This window comes from Streptomyces sp. NPDC047079, from assembly GCF_040643755.1.
Taxonomy (GTDB): domain Bacteria; phylum Actinomycetota; class Actinomycetes; order Streptomycetales; family Streptomycetaceae; genus Streptomyces.
This window is the reverse complement of sequence record NZ_JBEYUZ010000019.1, coordinates 1-19,759: the sequence shown is the minus strand read 5'-3', so window position 1 is coordinate 19,759 and position 19,759 is coordinate 1. Positions and strand designations below refer to the sequence as shown.

Genomic DNA, 19,759 nt, shown 5'->3' with positions numbered 1-19,759 from the left:
CCGCGGCGCCCCGTCCGGGAGGTGAGCGGCCCGTTCAGCCGACGGGTGTCCGTACCCCGTCCAGGGCCACGGACAGCACCCGGTCCCGCTGGGCGTCGTCCGCGAAGTTCGTCGCGGTGATCCCGGCGACCATCCGGAGCAGATCGTCGAAGCCGATGTCCGTGCGGGCCCGGCCTGCCTTCTGAGCCCGCTCGAACAAGGGACCGCCCGCCTGGTACATGGACTCCCGGCAGGCGAGGAAGATGTCCGACTCGCCGTCCATCGCCTCGCGGATGGCCCGCTTGGTCACCGTGTAGTCCACGAACCGGCGCAGCCAGGAGGTGAGCGCCTCCCACGGCTCGCGGTCCGCCACCTCCGTGGCCACCCGGCACAGATCGTTCACCTCGCCCGCGTACACGCTCTCGAAGAGGTGACGGCGGGTCGGGAAGTTGCGGTAGAGCGTGCCGATGCCGACCCCGGCGCGGCGGGCGATGTCCTCCAGGGACGCCTCCGCGCCGTTCTCCGCGAACGCCTCGCGTGCGGCGGCGATCAGGGCGTCGTAGTTGCGGGCGGCGTCCTTCCGGTGCGGACGCTGGGCCGCCACGATCTCACTGACGGGGAACGGCTGAGCCGTCACTGCTGCCTCCCTGGACGGAACCGGCTTGAAGCGGAGGTGCGCCTCCGTTACAGTGGAGGCATACCTCCACTTTAGCAGTGGGGGTGTGTTCGGCCTGGACGTGTGCGGCCGCACACGTCGCCGACCCCCTCGTATCCCTCGATCCGACGCCGGGCCCGCGCATGGCGCGCCGCCCGGCTCCCATCCGCTCGCGGCCGCTGCTCGCGGCCGTCGGCGTGTCCCGCGCCGCCCCGCGACGCGACCGAACCCGTACGACCTCGGCCCGGCTACCCGGGCCCCACCTGGTCCGGAGAGGCTTTTCGATGCCACGGAAGTCCACCCGTCTCACCTTCGCCGTCCTGGCGACCGGTGCGGGCGTGTTCTCCATGTTGCAGTCCCTGATCGCGCCGGCCCTGCCGACCGTCCAGCACGCGCTGCACACCTCGCAGTCCACCGCCACCTGGGTGATGACGGCGTATCTGCTGTCCGCCTCGGTGTTCACGCCGATCCTCGGCCGGATCGGCGACCTCGCCGGCAGGAAGCGCACGCTCGTCGCCGTACTGCTGACCGTGCTGGCCGGGTGTCTGCTCGCCGCGCTCGCCCCGGACATCGGCATACTGATCGTCGCCCGGGTCATCCAGGGTGCCGGCGGCGCCCTGTTCCCGCTGTCCTTCGGCATCATCCGCGACGAGTTCGCCCCGGGCGAGGTCAGCGGCAGCATCAGCAACCTGTCCGCCGTGATCGCCGCAGGCGGTGGCGTCGGCATAGTGGCCGCGGGCCCCATCGTCTCCGCGCTCGACTACCACTGGCTGTTTTGGATCCCGGTCGCCGTCGTCGCCGTCACCACCCTGATCGCCCTGCGCTATGTGCCCGAGTCGCCGCGCCGGGCCGCGGGACGCGTCAACTGGTCCGGGGCCGTGCTGCTTTCGGCGTGGCTGGTGGCCCTGTTGCTGCCGCTCAGCCAGGCGGGCCAGTGGGGCTGGGGCTCGGCCCGGGTGATCGGCCTGATCCTCGCCGCGGTGGTGCTCTTCGCGCTGTGGCTGTTCTCCGAGGCACGCTCCCGCAGCCCGCTGATCGATCTGTGCGTCATGCGGCTGCCCGCCGTGTGGACCACCAACACCGCCGCACTGCTGTTCGGTGCGGGGATGTACTCGATCTGGTCCTTCCTGCCGGGCTTCGTGCAGACGCCAGCCTCCGCGGGATACGGCTTCGGCGCTTCCGTCACAGCGTCCGGACTGCTCATGCTGCCGATGCTCGTCGCCATGTTCCTCTCGGGCGTGCTGAGCGGTCGTCTGGAGCCGGTGCTGGGAGCCAAGGCGCTGCTCACGGCCGGTGCCGCACTGGGCGCCCTCGCCTGCGGCTTCCTCGCCCTCTGGCACGACCGGCAGTGGCAGGTGGCTTTCGTGGCGGGCGTGTTCGGGTTCGGCATCGGACTGGCCTTCGCCTCGATGGCCAACCTGATCGTCGGCAGCGTGCCGGTCGAGCAGACCGGTGCCGCGACCGGTATGAACGCCAACATCCGGACGATCGGCGGCTCCATAGGCGCCGCCGTCACCAGCGTCCTGGTCACCGGCCGACTCCAGCCCTCAGGGCTGCCCTACGCCTCCGGCTACACCCACGGCTTCGGCCTGCTCGCCCTGCTCTGCCTCGCCGCGGCCCTGGCCGCACTGCTCGTCCCGGTCCGGCGAGCCACCCGGGTCACCGGTGTGCCGCGCGCCTTCGAGCAATCGGCCGGCGTCGAGCCGGAGGCCGCCGCGCAGGGGGCGCGCGGCTGAAGCCTCGAAGGTGCGGCGGCCCCTTCGGGCCGCCGCACCCGAGCGGGTAGGCTCCGGAACATGCGGATCTCCGTTTCCTCCGACATGGACGAACCCGTGGCCCGCAACCTCGTGGGGCAGTTGCGCGGCCGTGGCCACGAGGTGCTGGTCCACGGCGCCCTGCGCCCCGGCGACGACGCCCAGTGGGCGTCGTGCTCGGAGGCGGCGGCCCGCGAGGTGGCCGACGGGACGGCGGACCAGGCCGTCGTGTGCTGCTGGACCGGCACCGGGGCGTCGATCGCCGCGAACAAGGTGCCCGGGGTGCGGGCGGCGCTGTGCACGGACGCCTACACGGCCGACGGCGCGCGCCGCTGGAACGACGCCAATGTGCTGGCGCTCAGCCTGCGGCTGACGTCCGAGCCGCTGCTCAAGGAGATCCTCGACGCCTGGTTCGCGGCCGAGCCGAGCGGGGACGCCGACGACCGGGAGAACGTGGCCCGTATCGGCAGGCTCGACCTGGACCGGCCGGCGTCCTAGCGGACCGCCGCCGTACTGGTTGCCGTGGCGGCCCGCCGAGGGACGTCGCCCGGGCCCTGCGGTGGTGGGCACGACGGCGGTCGGCTCCCGCCACCGCCCTGGTCAGCGGTTGCCGTTGAAGTAGGTGACGTCCCAGTGCGAGCCCTCACGGGCGTAGACATTGCCCGCGGGTGACTTGTACTGCTTCGCGTGGTCGCCGGCCCGTGGGCCGACATAGCGGAGCTTCGTGGTGACGTAGGTGTCCACGCACGACGTCACCTTGATGTCGACCTTGTATCCGTTCCAGTGGCTGTACGTGCCGGCGGCGTGTCCCGTCTCCGTGCCTCCGGTGAGAGTCACCGGGCATCCGCTCGCCCGCTTGAAGGCGATCACGCCGGAGACGGTGGTCTGGTTGATCCGGTCGAAGGAGGTGCACCGGGAGTTGTTCCGGTTGCTGCACCCGCCCGACGAGGTCCAGCCGATTCCCGCCTGCCGTAACTGCTGGGCGGCGGCCGCGTGGGTGTACTTCGCGGGCGCGGCGGCGACGGAGGGTGCGGTGGCCGCGAGCAGTCCGCCGGTCAGCAGGACGGCGGAGGCGGCGAGTCCGGCGGAGCGGGCCCGTCGGGGGTCCATGGCAGGCTTCATGGCAGTCGTTCCTCTCGTGAACGGCTCGGTGACTACCTCCGCATCACTGCCCACAGGCTCACCTCGGACGAACTCCCGCAACGGGGGCGCGCGGAGGCATCCGGCGCATCCCGCACTTCTTCACGCGCGGCCGGGAGAGCAGGCACACCAGGCGTCGGCACCGCGTCCCGGAACAGGCGCGGGGGCGAGACGCCCTCCCCGGGCCGGATCAGCCGCCCGCCACCAGTTCGGGCACCGGCTGCACCACGGTCTCCTCGGCCGCGACCGCCGTCCCCGCCAGGCCCTCGCGCCGGTCCCGTACGCTCCACAGCCACAGCACATCCCGCCCGAACGACCACACCAGCGACGCCAGCGCGCACGCGACGATCCCCGCGGTCGCCGCGTACGGCAGGTAGCCGGACCCGGCCGCCAGCAGCGCGACCCCCTGGGCCGCCGCCACCGTCTTGCGCGCCATGCTCGGCGGCAGTTCGCCGTTCAGCCACGGCAGCACCCGGGCGGCCGCCACGAACAGATACCGCATCCCACCGATCAACAGCACCCCCGGGCCCAGCGACATCGACACATAGACGCTCAGCACCAGGATCAGAAACGCGTCGACCTCCATGTCGAAGCGCGCGCCCAGCGCGGTCGACGTGCCCGTGCGGCGGGCCACCTTGCCGTCCACGCCGTCCAGTATCAGCGCCACCGCGGTCAGGCCCACGAGCAGCGTCACCGGCGGTGAGCTCTCGAACGAGTCCGCGACCAGCGCCGTGACACCGCCCACCAGGGTCGCCCGGCCCAGGGTGACCCGGTTGGCCGGGCCGAAGGATCGCAGCCGGGAGCGGACCACGGCACGGGTGAGCACGGCCCAGGTGGCGAGCGCGAACGCCAGGCCCGTCAGCCAGCCGGCCGGACCCATGCCGATCGCCGTGCCCAGCAAGGTCAGCAGCAGCACCTGCACGCCCGCCCCCACGGTCGTCTCCTGCTGCAACAGCCTCGCCTCGTACATGTGGTTCAGGGCCACCGCTCACCCTCCGGCCAAGTGACAGATTCGATCTTCGCCGCGTACCTTGTGCGCGACTTCTCGTAGCTGCGGTACGTGAAGAGTCGGCCGATCGTTCAGGAGGACGCACATGGACCTCACAGCTCGGGCCTTCTGGCTGCGCTCGCCGGGGCAGGGAGAGGTACGGGACGTCGAGCTGCCGGAGCCCGGTGACGGCGACGTGCTCGTGCGCGCGCTGTACTCGGGTGTCAGCCGCGGCACCGAGACCCTGGTGTTCCGGGGCGGCGTGCCGGAGAGCCAGCACGCCGCCATGCGCGCCCCGTTCCAGGAGGGCGACTTCCCGGCCCCCGTGAAGTACGGCTATCTCAGCGTCGGACGGGTGGAGCAGGGTCCGGAGGACCTGGTCGGGCGCACGGTCTTCTGCCTGTATCCGCACCAGAGCCGGTACGTCGTACCGGCCTCGGCCGTCACCGTCGTACCGGACGCCGTGCCCGCCCAGCGTGCCGTCCTCGCCGGCACCGTGGAGACCGCCGTCAACGCGGTCTGGGACGCGGGTCCCCTGGTCGGGGACCGGATCGCCGTGGTCGGCGGCGGCATGGTCGGCAGTTCCGTCGCGGCCCTCCTCGCCCGCCATCCCGGTGTCCGCGTCCAGCTCGTGGACGCCGATCCCGGCCGCGCCGAGACCGCCGGCGCGCTCGGGGTGGACTTCGCACTGCCCGAGGACGCGCTCGGGGAGTGCGACCTCGTCGTCCACGCCAGCGCGAGCGAACAGGGGCTCGCGCGGTCCCTGGAGCTACTCGCCCCGGAGGGTACCGTCGTCGAACTCAGCTGGTACGGCGACCGGCGCGTCACCCTGCCGCTCGGCGAGGCGTTCCACTCGCGCCGGCTCACCCTCCGCAGCAGCCAGGTCGGCACCGTCTCACCGCGCGCGCGGTACGGACGCACGTACGCCGACCGGATGGCACTCGCCCTCGAACTGCTCGCCGAACCCGCCTTCGACGCGCTCATCACCGGCGAGTCCGCCTTCGAAGACCTCCCCGAGGTGCTGCCGCGCCTCGCGCGTGGTGAACTCAAGGGGTTGTGCCACCGAGTCCGGTACGCCGCTGACTGAGGTCCGGCCGAGCCCCGCCGTCCGAATCCGGACTCCCGGGAAACCCCCAGGGCATTCGCGGAAAACCTCGAAACAAGGAGAACAGGCAGCTGAACAACGCGCCGGGGCCGGCCGTACTACACGACATGCCCCGGCAGGGGACCAGACGCACCGCACCTGGAGGGTCGTCCGTTGTTCAGCATCACCGTCCGCGATCACCTGATGGTCGCCCACAGCTTCCGCGGCGAGGTCTTCGGACCCGCGCAGCGCCTGCACGGAGCGACGTTCCTCGTGGACGCCACCTTCCGCCGCGCCGAGCTGGACGACGACAACATCGTCGTCGACATCGGACTGGCCACACAGGAACTGGGCGCCGTGGTGAGCGAGCTCAACTACCGCAACCTCGACAACGAGCCCGACTTCGCCAACACCAACACCTCGACGGAGTACCTGGCCAAGGTGATCGCCGACCGCCTCGCCGAGCGGATCCACAAGGGGGCCCTGGGCGAGAGCGCGCGGGAGATCGCCGGCATCACCGTCACACTCCACGAGTCGCACATCGCCTGGGCGAGTTACGAGCGTGCCCTGTGACCGACACCACCATCGACCACGCGTCCCCGGACTCCCTCGACCGGACGCCCCGGACCCGGCTGGCCTACGTGCCCGTGCAGAACACGGTCCTGAGGAACGCCGACATCATTCCCATGTCCCTGCGCACCGTGCACTTCGTCATGCCGGGCGGCGTCGACGACCCGGCCACCCCCAGCGGCGGCAACGCCTACGACCGCCGCATCTGCCTGGACCTGCCCGGCTTCGGCTGGCAGGTCCGCCGGCACACCGTCGACGGCTCGTGGCCCCGGCCCGGGGCGCCCGCCCGCGCGGAACTCGCCCGAACCCTGCGGGAACTGCCCGACGGTACGGTCGTCCTCCTCGACGGCCTGGTCGCCTGCGGCGTCCCCGAGATCGTCATACCAGAGGCCGAACGCCTGTGCCTGGCCGTCCTCGTGCATCTGCCGCTCGGGGACGAGACGGGCCTCGCCCCCGGGGCCGCGGCCGAACTCGACGCCAGGGAGCGCGCCACGCTGCGGGCCGTGCCCGCCGTCGTCGCCACCAGTGACTGGGCCGTGCGCCGGCTCGTCTCCCACCACGGACTGGCCCCCGACCGCGTCCATGCCGTCCCGCCCGGCGCCGACATCGCGCCCTTGGCCCCCGGCACCGACGGTGTCTCACGGCTGCTGTGCGTCGCCGCTGTCACCCCGCGCAAGGGCCAGCACCGGCTGATCGAGGCCCTCGCGTCCGTCAAGGACCTGCCGTGGAGCTGCCAGTGCGTCGGCGGGCTCGGGCACGACCGGGAGTACGTCGCGCGGCTGCGCGCCCTCATCGACGAACACGGCCTCGGCGACCGGCTGCATCTCGTCGGGCCGCAGTCCGGCGCCGCACTGGACGCCAGTTACGCCGCCGCCGACCTCATGGTCCTGACCTCGTACGCGGAGACCTACGGCATGGCCGTCACCGAGGCGCTCGCCCGGGGCATCCCGGTCCTCGCCACCGACGTCGGCGGCCTGCCGGAGGCCGTCGGGCGCGCGCCCGACGGCGGGGTGCCCGGCATCCTCGTACCACCGGAGGACCCCGCCGCGCTGGCCGCGGAGCTGCGCGGCTGGTTCGGCGAGGCGGACGTACGGCGCCGGCTCAAGGCCGCCGCCCGTGGCCGCCGGGCCGCGCTGGACGGATGGGCGACCACGGCTCGCGGCCTCGCCGGCGTCCTGGCCGGGCTGCACCACGAACCCGGGAGGGCGGCATGAGCACGAGCACGACCCCCACCGGGCCCGAGGCCCACACGGCGCCCGCGGATGCCTCCGGGCCCGCGGCCCTGCCCGTCATACCCTCACCCGGCGGCATGGAGCCCGAAGTGCCCCGATACGCCCCCCAGTGGCTTCAGCTGCGCGAACCCGCGGACGCGGCGGCCCGGGCGCACGAACTGCTCGACCCGCTGCGGATACGGCTCGCCAACCGGTCCGGGCGCCCCGCCGAACTGGTCGTGCACGACCTGGGCTGCGGAACAGGTTCGATGGGCCGCTGGCTCGCGCCGCTCCTGGACGGCGCCCAGCACTGGGTCCTGCACGACCGGGACCCGTATCTGCTGCACTTCGCCACGGTGGGCGCCCCGAAGACGGCCGGCGACGGCAGCCGGGTGACCGTCACCACCCAGCGCGGCGACATCGGCCGGCTCACCCCGGACGCGCTCGCGGGGGCATCGCTGGTGACCGCGTCCGCGTTGCTCGACGTCCTCACCGCCGACGAACTGGAGACGCTCGCCGCGGCCTGCGTCGGCGCCGGCTGCCCGGCGCTGCTGACGCTGTCCGTCGTCGGGCGCGTCGAACTCACGCCCGCCCACCCCATGGACGAGGAGATCTCCGAGGCCTTCAACGCCCACCAGCACCGCGGTGGCCTCCTCGGCCCGGACGCGGTCCGTGCGGCCGGTGAGGTCTTCGGACGGCTGGGCGCGAGCGTACGCATCCATCCGAGCCCCTGGCGGCTCGGCGCCGAGCGGGCGGAACTGACCGGGGAATGGCTGCGTGGCTGGGTCGGTGCGGCCGTGGAGCAGCGACCGGAGCTCGCGGCCCGTGCGGATACGTATCTGCGGGGCCGTCTGGAGGCCTGCGCGGAGGGCCGGCTGCGCGTCGTGGTGCACCACAGCGACGTCCTGGTCCTGCCGCGACCGGCAGGAGGGGCGGGATGACGGCGCGGACGGCCGCCCCGGAGGAAGCGGGGGAGGGGATGCTCGGGGCCCCGGCCGCCGCGCTCCTGCCCGCCGACGCCGTTCCGCCCGCGCGCGTCGGGCCCGTCGCGCCCGACGCGCCCGACGGGGCGGACACCGGCCCGGTCACGGACAAGGCGCTTGCGACCCGCCGCCGCCTCGTCCCGCGTGCCCTGCGCACCCACCTCGGCACGGTCGCCGGAGCCGCCATCCTCGGTGTGCTCCTGTGGCGGCTCGGCACCGGCGTCTTCCTCGACGGACTGCGGAGGATCGACGCCCCGACCCTGCTCGCCGGGCTCGGGATCGGCGTGCTGACCACCGTGTTCAGCGCCTGGCGCTGGTGCCGTGTCGCCCATGCCCTGGACATCCGGCTGCCGCTCGGCGCCGCCGTCGCCGACTACTACCGCGCCCTGTTCCTCAACGCGGCGCTCCCCGGCGGCGTGCTCGGCGATGTGCACCGCGCGGTGCGGCACGGACGAAGCGCCGGTGACGTCGGACGCGGTGTGCGCGCCGTGGTCCTGGAGCGCACCGCCGGTCAGGTCGCCCTCGTGGCGGTCGGCGTGCCGGTCCTGCTCACGATGGACTCGCCGGTGCTCTCTCAGGCCCGACGTCTTGCCGGGCTGCTCGCGCTCGCCGCCCTCGGCGCACTCGCCGTGGCGGCGGCGGTGCGGATGGGCCGGGCCCCCCGCCGGCCGCGCCGGCCCCACGCGCTCGGAGCCACGCTCGCCGAGGCGCGCGGCGCCCTGCTGGCCCGCGGCAGCTGGCCCGCAGTGCTGCTGTCGTCCGCCGTCGTGCTCGCCGGACACCTGCTGATGTTCCTGGTGGCCGCGCGGGCCGCCGGATCGCACGCGTCGCCGGCCACGCTGCTGCCCCTGGCGCTGCTGGCCCTCATCGCCATGGGGCTTCCGCTGAACGTCGGCGGCTGGGGCCCCCGCGAGGGCGTCACCGCCTGGGCGTTCGGCGCGGCCGGCCTCGGCGCGGACACGGGGCTGGGCGTCGCCGTGGTGTACGGCGTCCTCAGCTTTGTGGCGAGCCTGCCCGGGATCGTCGTACTCCTCGCACGGTGGTACGCGGGACTGCGGAGCACGCGTGCGACGACGGACGCGGAGCCGGCCGCGCAGGACGCACGGGTCCGCGGGGAGGGCGAGGAAGGCATGCTCGCCGGGAGGGCCGAACAGATCGCTCCCGACACCGCGCCGGACCTCTCCGCGCCGTCGACGGAACCCTCCGAGGCGCCGGAGGGCCCCTCCGGGCCGTGGAAGGTGCCCGGCACGCGGGGCACGGAGCGCACCCCCCACACGCTCCGTGCCCCCGTGCCGTACGTTCCCTCCTCGCGTTTACCTCCGGGGCGCGCCGCGTTGCTGACCAGGCGTCATCAGCGCTGTGAGCCCTCGGGGTTGGTGGTCTCCGGCCGGCCGCCGACCGACTCCTTCGAGGAGGCCAGGGAGAAGTACGCCGCGAAGGAGTCGGCGAGCGCCGCGAGCAGGTGCTTCCCCTTGTCCGCGGAAGCCAGCGAAGGCCGCCCGATGACACCGGACTCCGTATAGGCCGACATACCGAGGGTGAGGAGATGCCTGCGGTCGTCGGCGATGAAATCCGTGGATTCGTAACCAGGCCTGACCAATTCGGGATGGCAGTGCAGAAGAATGGAGGTCTCGATTTCCCCGGCATGCATGTCGCTGAGCAGCGAGGTGCGCACACCGGCCTGCTCCCGGGCCGCCTCCCAGTCCTCGGCGGCCGGGAAAAGCGCCATCCGTACACCGCTGCCCGCGGATTCCTGGACGACATTGCCGAGGACGTAATTCCCGCCGTGACCGTTGACGAGTACCAGGGCCTCGACGCCGGAACGGCGCAGCGATGCCGCGATGTCCCGTACCACCGCGTGGAGAGTGACGGAGGAAATGCTCACGGTTCCCGGCCAGTCCGCGTGCTCGTGCGAGCAGGAGATCGTCACCGGAGGAAGGAGGTGAACCGGATACGCCGCGGCGACCTCGCGGGCGATCGCACAGGCGACCAGCGTGTCGGTCGCCAGCGGAAGGAAGGGTCCGTGCTGTTCGAAGCTGCCCACGGGAAGGACGGCGACCTGGCGGCTCAGACCCTCCGCCCGGGCCCGTACGTCGTGCGAGGTGTCCGACGGCAGCACAGCCGCGCCGCGCCCCGGCGAGTGTCCGGAGGCAACCGCGTCATCAGCCGGCCGCGTCCCAGAAGTATCCGCATTTCCCGAACCGTTCATGGCTTCACGGCCTTTCGTCTCGTACCGCCTGCGCTTACAGATAGGAACAGATCATGACAGACATTGACGGGGTGCCCGGCGGGAATGCCCACCTCTCGGGAGTCCCCCGGATGGTGAATCGCCCCTCTTCCGGGGTCACCCGAGTCGTGAACGCCCCCCTGCCCACGAAGTACGGTGATTTCCAGGCCGTCGGCTACCTCGACCACGACCGGGGCGATGAACAAGTCGCCCTGGTGTACGGCGACATCGAAGAGGAGGGCATGCTCGTCCGCCTCCATTCCGAGTGCCTGACCGGGGACGCCTTCGGGTCCACTCACTGCGAGTGCGGGCCCCAACTCTCCACCGCACTGCGGGAGATCGTGGCCGAGGGACGGGGCATCCTGGTCTATCTGCGCGGCCACGAGGGCCGTGGCATCGGGCTGCTCGGGAAGCTTCGCGCGATGAAGCTCCAGGCGGAGGGCCTGGACACGGTCGAGGCGAACCTCGCCCTCGGTCTGCCGGTGGACGCGCGCGACTACCGGGCCGCCGCGGAGATCCTGCACGACCTCGGCGTCCGGTCCGTGCGACTGCTCTCCAACAACCCGCGTAAGCGGGACGCGCTCGTCAGGCACGGCATCAAGATCGACGAGCAGGTGTCGCTGCTGATCCCGCCCTGCGAGAACAACATCACCTATCTGCGCACCAAGCGGGAGCGGCTCGACCACTACCTGCCGCACCTGGACGCGGTGGTGCACTCCTCGTGAGCGGGTGCGCGGCGGCCGCCCGGCGCCGGCCGCCGCGCCCGCACCCCCGGCGGCGCAGCCCCGGCCCCCTGCGGGTGACACCGCCCCGGACGCCCTGGTGACGTCGGCGCGGATCCCGGAAACAATCAAGGAATGACCGACGACGTCCTGCGCCTGTCCGGCGACCAGGTCCTGGAAGACCTGATTCCGCTGGGCGGTGTGGTCAGGGGCCGCCGGGAGGCGCGGAAGAGTACCGACGACATTGTCCTGCACCTCAGGCTGCTGGCCGCCGCGTACTCGCCCGAGGACGGGCACTGCACCCCCGAGTCGGTGGTGAACGGCTACGCCGCCGGTGCCCGCCGGCACGGCGCGAGGGTCCTGCGGCACTGCGAGGCCACCGGCATCGAGCTCCGCGGCGACACGATCACCGCCGTCGTCACCGAGCGGGGCCGCATCGAGACCGACACCGTGATCTGCGCCGCGGGCGCCTGGTCTCGGGCGGTCGGCGCCATGGTGGGCGTGGACCTGCCGGTGGAGCCGCTGCGCCGCCAGATCGCCGTCACCGAGGCGGTACCGGACCTGCCGCCCGGACTGCCCATGACCATCGACTTCACCACCAGCCTCTACTTCCACAGCGAGGGCCCGCGGCTCCTCGTCGGCATGTCCGACCCCGACGAGCGGCCCGGCTTCGCCACCGAGACCCACGACCGCTGGATCCCGCGGCTGTGCGCGGCGATGGAACACCGGGCGCCCGCCCTGCTCGACCTGCGCCGCACCGGTGGCTGGGCGGGCCTGTACGAGATCACCCCCGACCACAACGCGCTGATCGGCGAGGCGACCTCACCCTCTCGCTTCCTGTACGCCACCGGGTTCTCCGGCCACGGCTTCCTCCAGGGGCCGGCCGTCGGCGAGATCCTGAGGGATCTCTGCCTGGGCCGCGTACCCTTCGTCGACGTCAGCCCCCTGAGCGTCGACCGTTTCGCCGCCGACGCCCTGCGCCCGGAGGTCAACCGCGTATGACCGCACTCCATCTGTGGCTCCGCCACGAGACCCGTACCACCGAGCGGCGTACTCCCCTCGTGCCGTCCGACGCCCGACGCCTCATCGAGAGCGGGGTGACCCTCACGGTCGAGGACTCGCCGCAGCGCGTCTGCCCGACCGAGGACTACGCGGCGGTGGGCTGCCACATCGCCGAGCCCGGCTCGTGGGTGACGGCACCGCGGGACGCGGTGATCGTCGGACTGAAGGAACTCCCCGACGAGCCAGCGGCGCTGATCCACCGTCACGTCCTCTTCGGTCACGCCTACAAGGGACAGCCCGGCGCCTCGGCCCTGCTGCGCCGGTTCCTCGCGGGCGGTGGCACCCTGCTGGACCTGGAGTACCTGGTGGACGACACCGGGCGCAGGCTCGTCGCGTTCGGCTACTGGGCCGGTTACGTGGGCGCCGCACTCGCGCTGCTCCACCATCGCGGCCGGCTGACCGCGCCGCTGCGGCCGACCTCGAAGGAGGAGCTGGACGAGCGGCTGCGGGCGGTCGCGGGCGAGGCGCGGGCCCTGGTGATCGGCGCGCTGGGGCGCAGCGGACGCGGCGCGCGGGTGGCACTCGGCGTGGCCGGTGCCGACCCCACGTGCTGGGACCTGGCCGAGACCCGCGACCTGGACCGCCCGGCCCTGCTGGACCACGAGCTGCTGGTCAACACCGTACTCACCACGAGCCCGGTGCCGCCGTTCCTGACGGACCAGGACCTCGACGACCCCGGCCGACGGTTGCGCACCGTCTGCGATGTGACGGCCGACGTGGGGTCGCCGCTGAACCTCCTGCCCGTCTACGACACCCCGACCGACTGGGACCACCCGGTCCGCCGGCTGCGCGAGGAGCCCGTTCTGGACCTCATCGCCATCGACAACCTGCCCTCCCTGCTGCCGCTGGAGGCGAGCGGGGACTTCTCGGCGGCGCTGACCCCGCTGCTGCTGGACTTCGAGGTGGACGGCGCCTGGGGCCGCTGCCGGGAACGGTTCGACGCGGCGGTCCGTGAACTCGGCGCGGGCGAAGGGAAGCCGAGCGATGGCTGAGCCCACGAAGGTGCCGGTCCCGGCGAGCGGCACGGTCCACTGGGTCGGCGCGGGGCTGTCGACGGGCAGCGGGCTCGCGGCGGTCTGTGACACCGCCGCCCGGGTCCGGCTGTGGCACCGGACCGAGGAGCGCGCCGGGCAGGCCCTGGCCGGGCTCGGCCTCGCGGGACGCGCCGAACCGCGCGCGTTCACCCTGCCCGCGCTGGCCGCGGAGCTGGCGCCGGGCGACGTGGTCGTCTCCATGCTCCCGGCGCCCGAACACGCGGCCCTGCTCGGCGTCTGCGTGCGGCGGCGGGCCCACTTCGCCTGCTCCAGCTATGTGTCGGACGCGGTCCTCGACCTGGTGCCGACCGCCGGCGCGGCGGGCCTCGTGGTGCTGACCGAGGCGGGCCTCGACCCCGGCATCGACCATCTCTTCGCACATGCCCTGATCGCCCGGGCCCAGGAGGAGATCGGCGCCGGGACGCCCGCGGAGGGGTGAGCCTGACCTCGTACTGCGGCGGCATTCCCGCCGTCCCGAACGACTTCCGGTACCGCTTCAGCTGGGCGCCCCTCGGCGTCCTCAACGCGCTGCGCTCACCGGCGCGTCACATCGAGGAGGGCGCCGAGACGACGGCGGTCCGGCCCTGGGAGGCGACCCGCCCCCCATGCCGTCGACGGCGAGAGCTTCGAGGTCCGCACGGGAACATGAACGCCGGGGGAGGGGCGACCGGGTGCTGCCCCTCCCCCTCCGGACCACCGGGGCCCGTCAGGCCCCCCGGCAGCCGACCGCAGCCTGTCGGGTCCCCCGGCGGGCGACCTCAGCCCATGAGCCCGTCAGCCCCGTTTCGCCGTCAGCGCCTTGTGCACGAGGCGCTTCAGCTCCGGGTAGACGGTGTGCGAGCCCGTGGGGCGGAGCTGGGTCAGGAACAGGACCGTCAGCTCGTGCGCCGGGTCGACCCAGAACGTCGTGGTCGCCACTCCGCTCCAGCCGAACGCGCCGCGCACCGCGGGCGATTGGGTGATTGCGGGATCGGTGACTACGGAGACGCCGAGCCCGAAGCCGAGGCCCGCCTTGCCGGGCTCGCGGTGCGCCGCGCTGCCGTAGGAGCGCAGGTCGGCGCCGCCGGGGAGGTGGTTGGAGGTCATCGCGGCGACCGTGTCCGCGCTCAGCAGCCGGATGCCGTCCAGTTCGCCGCGGCGGCGCAGGAACTCCATGAAGCGGTGGTAGTCGTACGCCGTCGAGACCATGCCACCGCTGCCGGAGAGCAGCCGTGGCCGGCCGTGCACGGGTAGGCCCGGGACCGGGGTGATACCGCCGCCCTCCGTCTCTCCGTACAGCTCGGCGAGCCGTGGCGCCTGCTCCTCGGTGACCCACAGGCCCGCGTCCTCCATGCCCAGCGGGGCGAAGATCCGTTCGGCGAGGAAGTCGTGCAGGTCCCGGCCCGAGACCACCTCCACGAGCCGGCCGAGCACATTGGTCGCCACCGAGTAGTTCCACTGGCTTCCCGGCTCGAACTGGAGGGGCAGCCGGGCGTAGGCCTCGCAGGTCTCTGCGAGGTCCGTGCCGGGCACCACGGACGACTCGATGCCCGCCTCCCGGTACAGGGCGTCGACGGGGTGCGTGTGGTAGAAGCCGAACGTCAGCCCCGCCGTGTGGGTGAGGAGATGGCGGACCAGGATGGGCCGCTGCGCCGGACGGGTCCGGATGTCCGCGCCGGAGCCGTCGACGTAGACCCGTGGCTCGGCGAATGCGGGCAGGAAGTCCGCTACGGGCGTGTCGAGCCCGAAGCGGCCCTCCTCCAAAAGGATCAGCGCGGCGACCGAGGTGACCGGCTTGGTCATCGAGTACATCCGCCACAGCGTGTCGGTCTCGACCGGGAGCCGCTCCTTCACGTCGCGGTACCCGTACGTGGTCAGATGGGCCGTGCGGCCGTGCCGGGACACGGCCACCAGGTAGCCCGGCAGCCTGCCCTCGTCGACCTGGTCCGCGAAGTGCCGGTCGAGGCGGGCCAGCGCCTCGGGGTCCAGGCCGACCTCGTCCGGCTCCACCTCTTGACGCAGGTGTCCCATCGTTCTCCTCCGGTTTTCCCCGGTGCCGTCCCGGGGCTTCCGGGTCCAACCTTTCACGGCCCGTGGCCGGGCCGGGCCGATCCCGGCCCGGCTGCGACCCGGATCACGGACCGACTGGGCACGATGCGCAGCGCTCCCGGGGAATGGGTGGCTCGGGCGGGGGAGTTGACTGAGGTATGACTCAGGACGCCACGCAGAACGCGCTGCTCGCACTGCTCTCCGAGGGCCACGGCGGAGTGCTGGTCACCCTCAAGCGCGACGGCCGGCCCCAGCTGTCGAACGTCATCCACGCCTACGACCCGGACGAGAGGATCATCCGGGTCTCGCTCACGGACGACCGGGCCAAGACCCGCAATCTGCGCAGGGACCCGCGGGCCTCGTACCACGTGACCAGCCCCGACCGATGGGCGTACACGGTCGCCGAGGGCACGGCCGAGCTCTCGCCGGTCGCGCAGGACCCCTACGACAAGACGGTCGAGGAACTCGTCCGGCTGTACCGCGACCTGCAGGGCGAGCATCCCGACTGGGACGACTACCGCGCCGCCATGGTCCGCGACCGGCGCCTGGTCCTGCGGCTGCGCGTCGAGCGGGCCTACGGGATCCCCCGGGGCTAAGGAGCCGGGAGCCCTCGAGGCCAGGACCCGAGGAGGCCGTCCTCGGTGCGCGCCTCGATCGCCCGCAGGACGGCCACCATGTCCTCGCCTCCGTACCCCAGCGTCACGGTCTCCTCGAAGAGGGCGTGGCAGACGTCCAGGAGCGGCGAGGCGAGTCCCGCCTTGCGGGCGGCCTCGGCGACCAGCCGGTTGTTCTTCAGGACGTCGTGGGCCGCCGCCTGCACGGCGAAGTCGCGTGCGAGCAGCTTCGGCGCCTTCATCCGGGAGACCCCGCTCGCCATGGGCCCCGCGTCCAGGACGTCCAGGAAGAGCCCCCGGTCCAGGCCGTGCCGGTCGGCGAAGTGGTACGCCTCCGAGAGGCCCGTCACCAGGGTGATCAGGAACAGGTTGACCGACAGCTTCATCACCAGGGCGTTCGGTGCGGCGCCGCAGACGAACGTCTCGCGGCACATCGGCGCGAGCAGGGGCCGTACGAGGTCCACCGCTGCTTCCTCCCCGGCCAGCATCGCCACCAGCTGTCCGTTCTCCGCCGGGACCCGGGATCCGGAGACGGGGGCCTCCACATAGCGCCCGCCCGCGGCGCGGACGTCGGCCTCCAGATCCCGTGAGTATCCGGGCGAGGTCGTACCCATGTGGACGACGACGCGTCCGGCGACACGCTCGGCGAAGTCCGGGGTGCCGCGGCCCAGGGTGGAGTCGATCGCGAGGTCGTCGGCGAGCATGAGGATCACGACCTCCGCCCGCGCGAACACTTCGGCAGGGTCCGCCGCCGGCATGGCGCCGGCCGCGCGCAGCGGCTCGGTGCGTTCCGGGGTGCGGTTCCAGACGACGAGGGGGGTGCCGGACCGGGCAAGGCGCAGGGCCATGGGCTGCCCCATGACCCCGAGTCCGATGAAGCCGATGTGCACGATGGGGCCGCCTTCCGCTCGGGGCCTCGGTCTATGACGGCTGTCATAGTAGCCAGCTTTATGACGCCGGTCATAGGGTGGGCGGGCAACGAGGTGTCCAGCCGGGAGGTCGACGATGGCGGCGTCCGAGCGTGGGCCGCGGGAGCGGATGGTCTTCAGCGCGGCCCAGTTGATCCGGCGCGACGGCGTCACGGCGACCGGGATGCGCGAGGTCGCCGCTCACGCGGGGGCGCCGCGCGGCTCCCTCCAGCACTACTTCCCGGGCGGCAAGGAACAGCTCGTCAACGAGGCGGTGGACTGGGCGGGCCGGTACGCGGCGGGGCGCGTCGCCCGCTTCCTCGCGCAGCTGCCCGAGCCGACGCCGAGCGGGCTGTTCGCCGCGATGGTGCGGCAGTGGACGGACGAGTACGGGTCCGCCGGGTTCGCGGGGGGCTGCCCGGTCGCCGCGGCGACCGTGGACTGCGCGGAGGGCGTCGACTCCACCAGGGCGGCGGCAGCGGCCGCGTTCGCGCGCTGGACGCGCCCGCTGGCCGACGCCCTGACCGGCATGGGGGTCCCGCCGGACAGGGCGGAGCCGCTCGCGACGCTCATGATCAGTGCGCTGGAGGGCGCCCTCCTGATCGCCCGGGCCGAACGGGACGTGCGCGCCCTGACGACCGTGGTGCGGGAACTGGGACCCCTGCTCGACGCGAGCGTCGAACGCGGGGCGGCGGACGGCTGACCCGGTCTCCGGAGGGTCTTCCCCGATCCCGTGCTCCTGAGCGGCTGACGGTCCTGGTGACGCCGGTGACGACCGTCGTCGCGAGGACCCGACCGGTGACGATGAGGACGTACGACAGTGCCTGGCACCAGCCGGTCGGGGCGAAGGCGCTCTCCTGGCCGAAGGAGATCACCGGAAGCAGCAGGTCGAGCGTGTGGAACCCCGGGTTGAAGTCCGGGGCCTGGGACGCCTTGATCGGACGGGGGTGGTGCTGGGCGTACACGACCGAGCCGACCGCCAGGAGGGACAGCAGCCAGACCGTGGCCCGCAGCGGGCGGTAGCCGTAGCCGATGGTGACATCCCATCAGCCCGGACTCTGGCCTGCCCCTCACGGAGTGTCAACTGGCCTTGTTCGCCTGCAGATTCTGCTCCTGGCGCGATGCGACGAGCGCGCGGAGCCGTGGGCTCGTGGCGGGCGACAGGCGCAGCCGGCGGATCGGGGGTACGGCGATGAGGGCGGCGGCGCAGCCCAGGGCGACCACCGTCGCCACCAGGAGCGGGGGGTGCACGCCGAAGACGGTGCCGACGGGCCCGGACAGCGCCTGGCCGAGCGGGACGGCCAGGATCGAGCCGGCCACCTCGTAGGCGGACACCCGGCCAAGCCGGTCCTCCGGGATCTGGGTCTGCACCGCGGTGGCCCACTGGACACCCCAGAACGCCCAGCCGATCCCGCTCACCCCGTAGCCGAGCATGAGCAGCGGCAGGGCGGGGACCAGGGCCGCGGCCAGCGGCATCAACGGGAAGAGGAACATGGCGAGCCCGCCGCCGAACAGCGGGCGGGACGGGCGGATCCGGATGGCGACCAGACCGCCGAGGACACAGCCGGCCCCGAACGCGCCCTCGGCGTAGCCGAAGGCGGCCTTGCCGTGCGCGGCGATGACGGACGCCGCGCCGAGAGGGGTGAGCGGGCCCCACACGAAGACGCCGAGTACCCACCAGATCAGGATGACGCCCCACAACCAGGACCGGGAGCGGAACTCGTCCCAGCCGGCCCGCAGATTGCGCAGCGTGGTGGCCGACCGGTCCACCGTGAACGGCGGCAGCCGCAGCGCGACCAGACAGATCCCGCTGACCGCGAAGGTGGCGGCGTCGACCGCGAACACCCAGGCGGCCGAGGCGGTGGCGACAAGCAGCCCGGCGAGTGTGGGCCCGGCCATCGTGGCGATGCCCTGGCTCACCCGCAGCACTCCGTTGGCCTGCCGAGGGTCCGCGGAGACTTGCGGCACCAGGATGGTGAGGCCCGGCTGGAACATCGCGGTCGCCGTACCGCCGAGCAGTGAACCGGCGACGACGAACCACAGGGGCGGGTGCCCGACACCGAGGCCGACCGCGAGCGACCCCTGGATCAGGCACCGCACGGCATCGGAGCCGATCATCAGCGGCCTGGGGTGGAACCGGTCCGCGAACACCCCGCCGAAGACGACGAAGAGGGCGAACGCCCCCATCCAGGCACCGAGCGCGAACCCGACCGCGCTCACCCCGTACCCGAGGGAGAGCATGGCGACGGCCATCGCGACCGGGATCATCGTGTCACCGAGCATCGAGACGATGCGGGCGGTGAAGTAGAGGGCGAAGTTACGGGTCCACAGGCGGGCGGGCGCGGAGACGGACACGCTCATGGTCGGTCATGGTGACGGCAGGGCCGGCCGGTTTCAAGGTCTAGACCACAACCGCGTGGGCCGTGCCCGGCCGACGCGCCGTCCAGCGGCGCCGTGCACCGGTGGCCGACCCGGTCGCGCACCTGGAACCGCATCCAGGCTGCCGCGAGGACGTTCGGCGAGATGGGACCCCGATGACGAGGCCCGGGCCGCGCCGTGTGCGCAGGCGGCGATCCGCGCGACACGGTGTGGCCCGGGCCCCAGCGGTCTGGGCGGTACCTGCCGGTTTCCGCCGGGCGCGCAGCGCCGGGCAGGGCACCTCGCCCCGTACGGATCACCCGAGGGCGTCCGATAGGGGCACTAGGGGCAACGCCGTTCAGTTAGGCGTGAGGACTGTTCGTCAAGAGTGGTGAACGAGGCAGCGGAGCTGCTGTAGAAGAGGTTTGTCCTCCAAGACATC

Annotated in this window: 17 protein-coding genes and 4 pseudogenes; 13 read left to right on the top strand and 8 right to left on the bottom strand. The window is 72.8% G+C overall.

The genetic code is table 11. From position 1 onward, the window contains the following. Positions 1-34: 34 nt before the first annotated feature. Positions 35-616, bottom strand: a complete 582-nt coding sequence (locus tag ABZ823_RS23070; RefSeq protein WP_361663434.1) for a helix-turn-helix domain-containing protein — start codon at positions 614-616, stop codon at positions 35-37. Between the two features lie 302 nt (positions 617-918). On the opposite strand from ABZ823_RS23070, the gene ABZ823_RS23065 reads away from it, so the two are divergent. Then, positions 919-2,370 (top strand): MFS transporter, encoded by a 1,452-nt coding sequence (locus ABZ823_RS23065; protein ID WP_361663432.1) that lies wholly within the window; start codon positions 919-921, stop codon positions 2,368-2,370. 60 nt (positions 2,371-2,430) lie between these two features. Continuing rightward, positions 2,431-2,886 (top strand): RpiB/LacA/LacB family sugar-phosphate isomerase, encoded by a 456-nt coding sequence (locus tag ABZ823_RS23060; protein WP_361663430.1) that lies wholly within the window; start codon positions 2,431-2,433, stop codon positions 2,884-2,886. A 102-nt stretch (positions 2,887-2,988) separates the two neighbouring features. On the opposite strand, the gene ABZ823_RS23055 is transcribed toward ABZ823_RS23060, so the two are convergent. Both ABZ823_RS23055 and ABZ823_RS23050 read right to left on the bottom strand, forming a co-directional pair. Beyond that, positions 2,989-3,510 (bottom strand): hypothetical protein, encoded by a 522-nt coding sequence (locus ABZ823_RS23055; RefSeq protein ID WP_361663427.1) that lies wholly within the window; start codon positions 3,508-3,510, stop codon positions 2,989-2,991. A gap of 208 nt (positions 3,511-3,718) precedes the next feature. Beyond that, entirely contained in the window at positions 3,719-4,513 is a 795-nt protein-coding gene (locus tag ABZ823_RS23050) for a CDP-alcohol phosphatidyltransferase family protein (RefSeq protein ID WP_361663423.1), read from the bottom strand. Between the two features lie 109 nt (positions 4,514-4,622). Between ABZ823_RS23050 and ABZ823_RS23045 the strand changes: the two genes are divergently transcribed. The 5 genes and pseudogenes from ABZ823_RS23045 to ABZ823_RS23025 all read left to right on the top strand — a co-directional run. Next, positions 4,623-5,603, top strand: a complete 981-nt coding sequence (locus tag ABZ823_RS23045) for an NAD(P)-binding protein (RefSeq protein ID WP_361663420.1) — start codon at positions 4,623-4,625, stop codon at positions 5,601-5,603. A gap of 171 nt (positions 5,604-5,774) precedes the next feature. Continuing rightward, positions 5,775-6,173 (top strand): 6-carboxytetrahydropterin synthase, encoded by a 399-nt coding sequence (locus ABZ823_RS23040; RefSeq protein ID WP_361663417.1) that lies wholly within the window; start codon positions 5,775-5,777, stop codon positions 6,171-6,173. Positions 6,174-6,184: 11 nt separating this feature from the next. Then, entirely contained in the window at positions 6,185-7,384 is a 1,200-nt protein-coding gene (locus tag ABZ823_RS23035; protein WP_361663634.1) for a glycosyltransferase family 4 protein, read from the top strand. Further along, positions 7,381-8,322: a class I SAM-dependent methyltransferase gene (locus tag ABZ823_RS23030; protein ID WP_361663414.1), complete on the top strand. Its 942-nt coding sequence runs from the start codon at positions 7,381-7,383 to the stop codon at positions 8,320-8,322. Before ABZ823_RS23035 ends, ABZ823_RS23030 begins: the two co-directional genes overlap by 4 nt. Continuing rightward, positions 8,319-9,323, top strand: a pseudogene (locus ABZ823_RS23025) (lysylphosphatidylglycerol synthase transmembrane domain-containing protein); the annotation flags it as partial. The gene ABZ823_RS23030 and the pseudogene ABZ823_RS23025, both read left to right, overlap by 4 nt. Positions 9,324-9,715: 392 nt before the next feature. Here the strand turns inward: ABZ823_RS23025 and ABZ823_RS23020 are convergent. Next, the gene (locus tag ABZ823_RS23020; protein ID WP_361663630.1) at positions 9,716-10,480 is read right to left on the bottom strand and encodes a creatininase family protein; all 765 of its coding nucleotides are present in this window, start codon (positions 10,478-10,480) and stop codon (positions 9,716-9,718) included. Positions 10,481-10,683: 203 nt separating this feature from the next. Here ABZ823_RS23020 and ribA point away from each other — a divergent pair, with 203 nt between their 5' ends. From ribA to ABZ823_RS23000, 4 genes and pseudogenes are all read left to right on the top strand, one after another. Continuing rightward, on the top strand, positions 10,684-11,316 hold the full coding sequence (ribA, locus tag ABZ823_RS23015; RefSeq protein ID WP_361663627.1) for a GTP cyclohydrolase II: 633 nt from the start codon (positions 10,684-10,686) through the stop codon (positions 11,314-11,316). 258 nt (positions 11,317-11,574) lie between these two features. After that, positions 11,575-12,315: pseudogene (locus ABZ823_RS23010) on the top strand (FAD-binding oxidoreductase); the annotation flags it as partial. Next, positions 12,312-13,367, top strand: coding sequence for a saccharopine dehydrogenase (locus ABZ823_RS23005; RefSeq protein ID WP_361663411.1), 1,056 nt, complete (start codon positions 12,312-12,314; stop codon positions 13,365-13,367). The pseudogene ABZ823_RS23010 and the gene ABZ823_RS23005, both read left to right, overlap by 4 nt. Next, positions 13,360-14,043: pseudogene (locus tag ABZ823_RS23000) on the top strand (saccharopine dehydrogenase C-terminal domain-containing protein); the annotation flags it as partial. The gene ABZ823_RS23005 and the pseudogene ABZ823_RS23000, both read left to right, overlap by 8 nt. 140 nt (positions 14,044-14,183) lie before the next feature. Here ABZ823_RS23000 and ABZ823_RS22995 read toward each other — a convergent pair. After that, complete coding sequence (locus ABZ823_RS22995) at positions 14,184-15,419, bottom strand: serine hydrolase domain-containing protein (RefSeq protein WP_361663408.1); 1,236 nt, start codon at positions 15,417-15,419, stop codon at positions 14,184-14,186. Between the two features lie 176 nt (positions 15,420-15,595). Between ABZ823_RS22995 and ABZ823_RS22990 the strand changes: the two genes are divergently transcribed. Then, the gene (locus tag ABZ823_RS22990) at positions 15,596-16,033 is read left to right on the top strand and encodes a PPOX class F420-dependent oxidoreductase (RefSeq protein ID WP_361663405.1); all 438 of its coding nucleotides are present in this window, start codon (positions 15,596-15,598) and stop codon (positions 16,031-16,033) included. Here the strand turns inward: ABZ823_RS22990 and ABZ823_RS22985 are convergent. Beyond that, the gene (locus ABZ823_RS22985; protein WP_361663402.1) at positions 16,030-16,941 is read right to left on the bottom strand and encodes an NAD(P)-dependent oxidoreductase; all 912 of its coding nucleotides are present in this window, start codon (positions 16,939-16,941) and stop codon (positions 16,030-16,032) included. The two genes, ABZ823_RS22990 and ABZ823_RS22985, sit on opposite strands and share 4 nt — an antisense overlap. A gap of 115 nt (positions 16,942-17,056) precedes the next feature. Between ABZ823_RS22985 and ABZ823_RS22980 the strand changes: the two genes are divergently transcribed. Then, the gene (locus ABZ823_RS22980; RefSeq protein WP_361663399.1) at positions 17,057-17,662 is read left to right on the top strand and encodes a TetR/AcrR family transcriptional regulator; all 606 of its coding nucleotides are present in this window, start codon (positions 17,057-17,059) and stop codon (positions 17,660-17,662) included. A 40-nt stretch (positions 17,663-17,702) separates the two neighbouring features. Here the strand turns inward: ABZ823_RS22980 and ABZ823_RS22975 are convergent. Both ABZ823_RS22975 and ABZ823_RS22970 read right to left on the bottom strand, forming a co-directional pair. After that, positions 17,703-18,002 (bottom strand): annotated as a pseudogene (locus tag ABZ823_RS22975) (membrane-associated oxidoreductase); the annotation flags it as partial. A gap of 37 nt (positions 18,003-18,039) precedes the next feature. Further along, positions 18,040-19,320: an MFS transporter gene (locus ABZ823_RS22970; protein ID WP_361663396.1), complete on the bottom strand. Its 1,281-nt coding sequence runs from the start codon at positions 19,318-19,320 to the stop codon at positions 18,040-18,042. Positions 19,321-19,759 lie beyond the last annotated feature (439 nt).

Coding starts and splice junctions, on each gene's coding strand:
- ABZ823_RS23065 (WP_361663432.1), top strand. CDS start 919: ATGCCACGGAAGTCCACCCGTCTCACCTTCGCCGTCCTGGCGACCGGT.
- ABZ823_RS23060 (WP_361663430.1), top strand. CDS start 2,431: ATGCGGATCTCCGTTTCCTCCGACATGGACGAACCCGTGGCCCGCAAC.
- ABZ823_RS23055 (WP_361663427.1), bottom strand. CDS start 3,510: ATGAAGCCTGCCATGGACCCCCGACGGGCCCGCTCCGCCGGACTCGCC.
- ABZ823_RS23045 (WP_361663420.1), top strand. CDS start 4,623: ATGGACCTCACAGCTCGGGCCTTCTGGCTGCGCTCGCCGGGGCAGGGA.
- ABZ823_RS23030 (WP_361663414.1), top strand. CDS start 7,381: ATGAGCACGAGCACGACCCCCACCGGGCCCGAGGCCCACACGGCGCCC.
- ribA (WP_361663627.1), top strand. CDS start 10,684: ATGGTGAATCGCCCCTCTTCCGGGGTCACCCGAGTCGTGAACGCCCCC.
- ABZ823_RS23005 (WP_361663411.1), top strand. CDS start 12,312: ATGACCGCACTCCATCTGTGGCTCCGCCACGAGACCCGTACCACCGAG.
- ABZ823_RS22995 (WP_361663408.1), bottom strand. CDS start 15,419: ATGGGACACCTGCGTCAAGAGGTGGAGCCGGACGAGGTCGGCCTGGAC.
- ABZ823_RS22990 (WP_361663405.1), top strand. CDS start 15,596: ATGACTCAGGACGCCACGCAGAACGCGCTGCTCGCACTGCTCTCCGAG.
- ABZ823_RS22980 (WP_361663399.1), top strand. CDS start 17,057: ATGGCGGCGTCCGAGCGTGGGCCGCGGGAGCGGATGGTCTTCAGCGCG.
- ABZ823_RS22970 (WP_361663396.1), bottom strand. CDS start 19,320: ATGAGCGTGTCCGTCTCCGCGCCCGCCCGCCTGTGGACCCGTAACTTC.